This window comes from Acetobacterium fimetarium (assembly GCF_014284475.1).
GTDB classification, from domain to species: domain Bacteria; phylum Bacillota; class Clostridia; order Eubacteriales; family Eubacteriaceae; genus Acetobacterium; species Acetobacterium fimetarium.
The window spans coordinates 204861-211338 of the sequence record NZ_WJBC01000003.1; the positions used below are offsets into that span (position 1 = coordinate 204861).

The following is a 6478-nucleotide window of genomic DNA, read 5'->3' on the forward strand; positions in this document are numbered from 1 at the left end:
GGTTTTTATTTTGTTAATCATCATCTGTTGAGTTCTCTCGCATTTGTCAGCATTTTTTTTAAAGAGTTGACGGTATTGATTTTCTCCTGATCATCCATATCGGCAGTCATCAACCGAACCAACGCATGAATTTCATCCAGGATGTTCTCAATGACAACGCTGGCTTTTGGCGTCAGATAGATATTATTGGCCCGATGATCGCTTTCATCTTTATTTCTCTCTAAATAACCCAGTTTGATCAGTTTTGTGACGGTCCGCGTTGTCATTGCCTTGTCATAACCCAGTTTCTCACTGATCATATTCTGATTGATGCCGTCCTTGTGCCGCAACATCAGCAAATACGGGTACGAACCGCTGCTTAATTCATATTTCTTCAGGACCTTATCCAAATACACTTGTGTGGTTCTGAAAATTTTATTATTCAGCTTAAGCAACTGCATAATTTCTTCTTCCAAGATGTCGCCTCCTGTTTTATTTTTTAGTAATTGTTTTATTTAAAAAGCACCAACAGCAATTGCCCTACTGACGGTTTACGCTTAATCATTACCCGAATAGCGATCTATTTTGTAATCGCAGTCGAGCACCCATCAATTGACTAATCAACTAAATTATAGGCCATTTTAATTGACTAGTCAATTAAAATTTGTTGTTCCAGAAAACAATCCGATCAAAGCATCCCCGAAGAACATTCCGAAACGATCCGTCCGGATACGCTCAAGAAATCCCAACGTCCGTCTGAAAATGCAATAAAGCGACGATTTTACTCCGTTATTGCTTTAGGTTGACATTTTAAGGTTTACATTATAAAATTGAAAAGTGCTTAATTCACACTCCATGTGAATTCATCCCGATATATTTCATTATAAATTAAAACACTAGCAGAAATCAAAACAACAGAATACTATCGGAGTTTTCGGCTATTCGTGAAAGGAACCGCGCTTGAAAAAAATAAATTATTACCGCGCTTTAATACTGATTGGCTTTACCTTTACTGCCTATTTAATTTCAGTCATTTATCAACTTGAAAGTTTGAGCAGTATCTTATCACCGGTCAATGCTTTTCTTGCCGCCTTTTTTCTTTTTCTGACCTATTTAAAGTCCAATCAGAAAAATTGGGTTAAGTATTCCCTGTTGTTTTATGCACTTGCCTGCCTGTCCTGGTTTTTGGGCGACGGATTATGGGTGTATTATGAACATATCATCGGCATCGACCCTTCCGAGGTGGCCTTAATCACCACTACTTATTTACTGACTAACGTCTTTCTGGCGCTGGGCGCTCTGATTTTTGCCATTTATCAATTCAGAAACTGGAATTTGGCGAAGCTTGTTCTTGACGTCATCATTTTTTCTTTGGGTGCCATTCTGGTGATCTGGATCGTCTTTTTCAACCGCAGCTTTGAGATTCTTTCCTTGCTGACCGTTGAAGGTTTTTTTTCGGCCATATCCATTACCCTCGACCTCCTGGTCTATACGGGGATCGTTGTCTGGTATTTGTCCATCCGCTCCGGAAAAATTCTCATGTACATGCGCTTGATGTCCGGCGGCCTTTTCTTTTTCACCCTATCCGACTTTTATTACTATTACACCGCCTACAACAACAATTATACTCCAGATTCATTCAGTGATGTCGCTTACATCAGCACCCTGCTGATCATCGCCATTGGTGGATTGCTGTATCTCTACCGCTACAACCAGGATACGATCGTTACACTGGAGTTTTCAACCAATATCGGAAAGCGTTCAAAGGAACTGCTGATCCCTGCCTGTTTCGTTCTGGTGATGCTGACCAAGGGATTTGTCCTGACCGAATTTCTTATTTTTACAACCTTGTTTGTTGTCTATCTCGCCAGCAATGCTTATATCCAATCCACTGTTAAAACCGCAGAACTGCTGAAAAAGGAAATGGAGCTGAACACCGAGCTGGAATCCCTCGTTTCCGAACGTACCCAGAAGCTGCGCGAAGCCAACCGGAAACTGCTGGCCAAAAACAGGGAACTCAGCTATCTTTCCAATACCGATACGCTGACTAACCTCTATAACCGGCGCTATTTTCTTTCCCTTCTGGAAGAGGACCTAGCCAAGCTGCCGTCAGGCCAGACCGTCACCCTTTTCTTTATGGATCTGGATCGCTTCAAACTGATCAACGATACCTACGGACATGACATCGGCGACCGGGTACTGGTTGAAATATCCGACCGGTTGAACCGGGCCACCTGTGATAATTCGATCATTTCCCGGATGGGCGGCGATGAATTTGTACTCGCCTGTACGGGTTGTTCAGACAACGCTACCGCCAGCGACATGGCGACTCGGATCATTGCCGCCTGCAGTCAGGAAGTCCTGATTAATGGCTATATTTTCCATCCCGCCGTCAGCATTGGCATTTCCATCTATCCTCAGGATGCTTCCGATCTTGAAACGCTGATAAAAAATGCCGATATTGCCCTGTATCATGCCAAATCCCAGGGCATCAATAAATTTGCGGTTTACAATGCGGTGATTGACGGCCAGGCAAAAAAAAGAAATGAAATCGAGCTTTTCCTGAGAAAAACCGATTTTTATCAGGATTTGCGGCTCTATTATCAGCCCCAGTTCAGCATTCCGGATCACAAACTTACCGGCGCGGAAGCGCTGATCCGCTGGATTTCCAAAGACAGCGAAATCATGACGCCGGTGGAATTCATCAAAATCGCGGAAGAAACCGATCGTATCAATGAAATCGGCATCTGGGTTCTGAAGAAGGCAGTTCTTCAGATCATCGCGTGGAATAATAAGTATGACCAGAACTTAAAAATGGGCATCAACATCTCTCCGAAGCAACTCAACAGTACGCATTTACTCAGCGAATTGAAACAACTGACACAAAACCAGTCTTTTAATCCAAACTGGCTGGATATCGAAATCACCGAGAACATTGCCATGGACGGTGAGTACCGGATGACTCAAATTTTCGATCTGTTCAAATCCATCGGCATGTCGATATCGATCGATGATTTTGGAATCGGCTACTCGTCCATTTCCACACTCAAGCACTTTTCCTTTGATCGGATTAAAATCGCCAAGCCACTGATCGACTCCATCGCGGTCAACGGAAAAGGCAAGCAAATCGTCAAGGCCATCGTTCTGCTGGCGAAAACCATCGGCATCCAGACCATCGCCGAAGGTGTCGAAACCCGTGAACAGCTCGATGCGCTTGTGGCGGTTGGCTGTGAACAGATTCAGGGTTTCTATCTCGGCCGACCCGTTCCCGCTGAAGAATTTGAAGCGCTGTTTTTAAAAGATTTCACTCCGAAAAAACCGCAGGTATGACCACCTGCGGCTTTTTTATTTTTCAATTCATAATTTTTAACTTACTTTTACTTAATACCCGTTTTTTCAAAGTACTTATTGGTTCGATTCTCTGCATTTTCGCGGAGATTAAAGTAATAAAAAGGATAATCAAAGGTATGATATACCCCTTTTCCACTGGCATCATCAATTGTACTGATACTGGGATTTGTCTGATCAGCAGGTGAATACGTTGTGGGATAAAGATAAAATACATCCACCGCTTTGTCCGTGGTGGTGGGTAAGTTCAACCAGTGCTCGGCTTGTGAATAATCAGTGACACCCTTCTTATTTCCACATGCTGTCTGTCAATAATATGCCCAGACTAAGAATTGCAGCCACAAAGTATATCTTTTCTCTTTTCATTCTCAGTTCCCCCTGAACATTAGCATTATTCAGTTTTTACCCACTTTATCTTGTTTAGCGTGTTTTTTTCTAGGCTTTAGCAATTATTTTGCCAAAGGCAATGGCTGATTCCTGCTGATCGGAGTCGGGATTCCACTGATTTCTCAGTCCTTCGTTGATGGTCTCAAAACCGGCTTCAGTCAGCCATTCATTCAGGACCTTGGTTGACTCGCCGCTCCATCCGTAACAGCCAAAGGTGGCTGCTTTTTTATTTTTAAACTTCAGTTCCTTCATTAAATGAACAAAGCCGGCGATAGAGTGGAGAATACTGCCGCCGATAGTCGGGGACCCGATCAGCACGGTCTTCGATTTAAAGACCTCTGTGATCAGATCATTCTCATCGCTTTTGGCGAGGTTGAATACTTTCACTTCAACCGCTGGATCTTCAGTATGGATACCTTCAGCAATTTTTTCAGCTAGCTTTTTCGTTCCGTTCCACATGGTATCATAAATAACGGTAATCTGATTTTCCTGATAATCCCCGGCCCACTGGGCATATTTCTCGACAATCTGCATGGGATTATCCTGCCAGATGACGCCATGGCTGGTGGCAATGATATCTATCGGCAAATTGAGAGCGATAATTTCGTCCAGTTTTTTCCGTAGAATATGACTGAATGGCGTCAGAATATTGGCATAGTATTTGATCGCCTCTTTGTACAAATCACACTGATCCACCAGATTGTTGAACAGCTTCTCTGTCGCATAATGCTGACCAAAGGCATCATTACTGAACAATATATTATCACCGGTTAAATAGGTAGCCATGCTGTCCGGCCAATGGAGCATGCGCATTTCAACAAAGATCAGTTCCTTGCCGTTGCCCACATCCAACTTATCACCGGTCTTCACCACTTGAAAATTCCAGTTTTTGTGATATTGCCCCTTTAACGATTTGACAGCATTTTCGGTACAATAAATCGGAACATCCGGAATTCGTTTCATCAATTCCGGCAGCGAACCGCTATGGTCCACTTCGCCATGATTGGCCACGACAAAATCGATGGCACTCAATTCGATCTCTTTCGATAGATTCTCTACGAATTCTTTACCATAGGGCATCCAAACCGTATCGATCAGAACCGTCTTCTTTTCCTGGATCAAATAGGCGTTATAGGTGGAGCCATGATTGGTTGAAAATTCATTACCGTGAAACTGCTTCAGCTCCCAATCAACTTTTCCGACCCAGCTGACATTGTTTTTGATTTGTTTTTTCATTATTTTTTCCTTTCCCTCAATATCCGACAACCGATATTTTTCATCATGCCGTTGCCGGGTTTTCCGATAAAACAGTTTTGCTAATTCATATACCCACAATTTCCGGCTTTAACCTTTTGGCAGTGTTATAAAGCAGCAGCCAAAGTTGAGAGTTCTCTCGCTTTTTTATAAAATCGGGTAGGAGGCTGACCATTAATTGATCAGCCGACCTCCCACACCACCGTACGTACCGTTCGGTATACGGCGGTTCCAGAATTTACACAGTTACTTGCAGATAATAATCATAAAAATTGGGATATCCTGCCCGCTTGAGGCGGTCATTTGACAGGGTTCTCAGTAGGATTGGGCTATGGGCGGTTCGCCAATAGCCTTTTCTTGTGTTTGCCCACATCCAAGCCCGTTCTTCTTCCAATCCCAGCTTTTTGAGATTGGTAAAGCGGGTTTTTATTTTCTTCCAGCGTTTCCAGGTCAGCATCCGTATCCGGCTTCTCATCCATTCGTCCAGCGGTTTCAATATATTTTTCATATCCGCCAGCTTGAAGTAATTGACCCATCCCCGCACGATCTGCTGCAGTCTTTCTTTTCGTCTCTGAATTCCCATTCCATTACTGCGTCCGGTAATCTGTCGGATTTTATCCTTCAGCTTCTGGATGCTCTGGGGGTGAACTCTCAATCTTCCCTGTCCCCGGTAGATATAGAATCCGTATCCGAGGAATTTTACTTTTGTGACATTGACCACCTTTGTTTTCTCCCGATTTGTTCGAAGAAACAATTTCCCTTCGATAAACGGTGCGATGTTTTTAAGGGTTCGTTCGGCAGCTCTCCGACTTTTGCAGAAAATCATCAGATCATCCGCATACCGGACAAAACGGTGTCCACGACGTTCCAGTTCCTTGTCGCATTCATTAAGCATGATATTACCAAGAATTGGGCTGAGTGGGCCGCCTTGCGGTACGCCTTCCTCACTTCGCTCGAACACACCGCCTGACATCACTCCAGCGTTTAAATATTTGTGGATCAGGGAAATGACCCGACCATCTTTGATGGTTTCAGACAGAATCTGTATTAGTCGACTGTGATTAACAGTATCAAAGTACCGCTCCAGATCCATATCCACGACGTACTTATATCCGTCGGTGATATTTTTCTGGCTTTGTTTTAGGGCACCCTGAGCGCTGCGTTTGGGTCTGAATCCATAACTGTTATCTGAGAATTGTTGCTCGAATATCGGCGTCAACACCTGCATGATTGCCTGTTGGATCAGTCGATCCACAACAGTTGGGATTCCCAATTTTCGTGTTTTCCCGTTATCTTTTGGTATTTCTACCCGTCTAACGGGTCGTGGTTTATATTTTTCATTTCGGATGGATTCGATGAGTTCATTCCGGTTTTCTTTCAGGTAGACCAGCTAATAAAAGTCAATAGTTAATTCAATATTTTTTCAGAAATGAGGATTGATAAAAAAAGCATAACTAAACAAGCCATTAAAAAATCCGAACAATGGCTGAAAATCAAGTAATCGAATTTT

3 protein-coding genes and 1 pseudogene are annotated in these 6478 nt (G+C 43.2%); 1 reads left to right on the top strand and 3 read right to left on the bottom strand.

All coding sequences use genetic code 11. The features are described 5' to 3' along the window. Nucleotides 1-20 precede the first annotated feature (20 nt). Complete coding sequence (locus tag GH808_RS03725) at nucleotides 21-455, bottom strand: MarR family winged helix-turn-helix transcriptional regulator (RefSeq protein ID WP_186841448.1); 435 nt, start codon at nucleotides 453-455, stop codon at nucleotides 21-23. 484 nt (nucleotides 456-939) lie between these two features. Between GH808_RS03725 and GH808_RS03730 the strand changes: the two genes are divergently transcribed. Continuing rightward, nucleotides 940-3309: a putative bifunctional diguanylate cyclase/phosphodiesterase gene (locus tag GH808_RS03730; protein ID WP_186841449.1), complete on the top strand. Its 2370-nt coding sequence runs from the start codon at nucleotides 940-942 to the stop codon at nucleotides 3307-3309. Nucleotides 3310-3762: 453 nt separating this feature from the next. Here the strand turns inward: GH808_RS03730 and GH808_RS03735 are convergent, their stop codons facing one another. Together GH808_RS03735 and ltrA are read right to left on the bottom strand one after the other, a co-directional pair. Further along, nucleotides 3763-4950 carry an anaerobic nitric oxide reductase flavorubredoxin gene (locus tag GH808_RS03735; RefSeq protein WP_186841450.1) on the bottom strand — a complete coding sequence of 396 codons (1188 nt, stop codon included), beginning with the start codon at nucleotides 4948-4950 and terminating at the stop codon, nucleotides 3763-3765. Nucleotides 4951-5206: 256 nt separating this feature from the next. Then, nucleotides 5207-6358 (bottom strand): annotated as a pseudogene (gene ltrA / locus GH808_RS03740) (group II intron reverse transcriptase/maturase); the annotation flags it as partial. Nucleotides 6359-6478 lie beyond the last annotated feature (120 nt).

Coding starts and splice junctions, on each gene's coding strand:
- GH808_RS03735 (WP_186841450.1), bottom strand. CDS start 4,950: ATGAAAAAACAAATCAAAAACAATGTCAGCTGGGTCGGAAAAGTTGAT.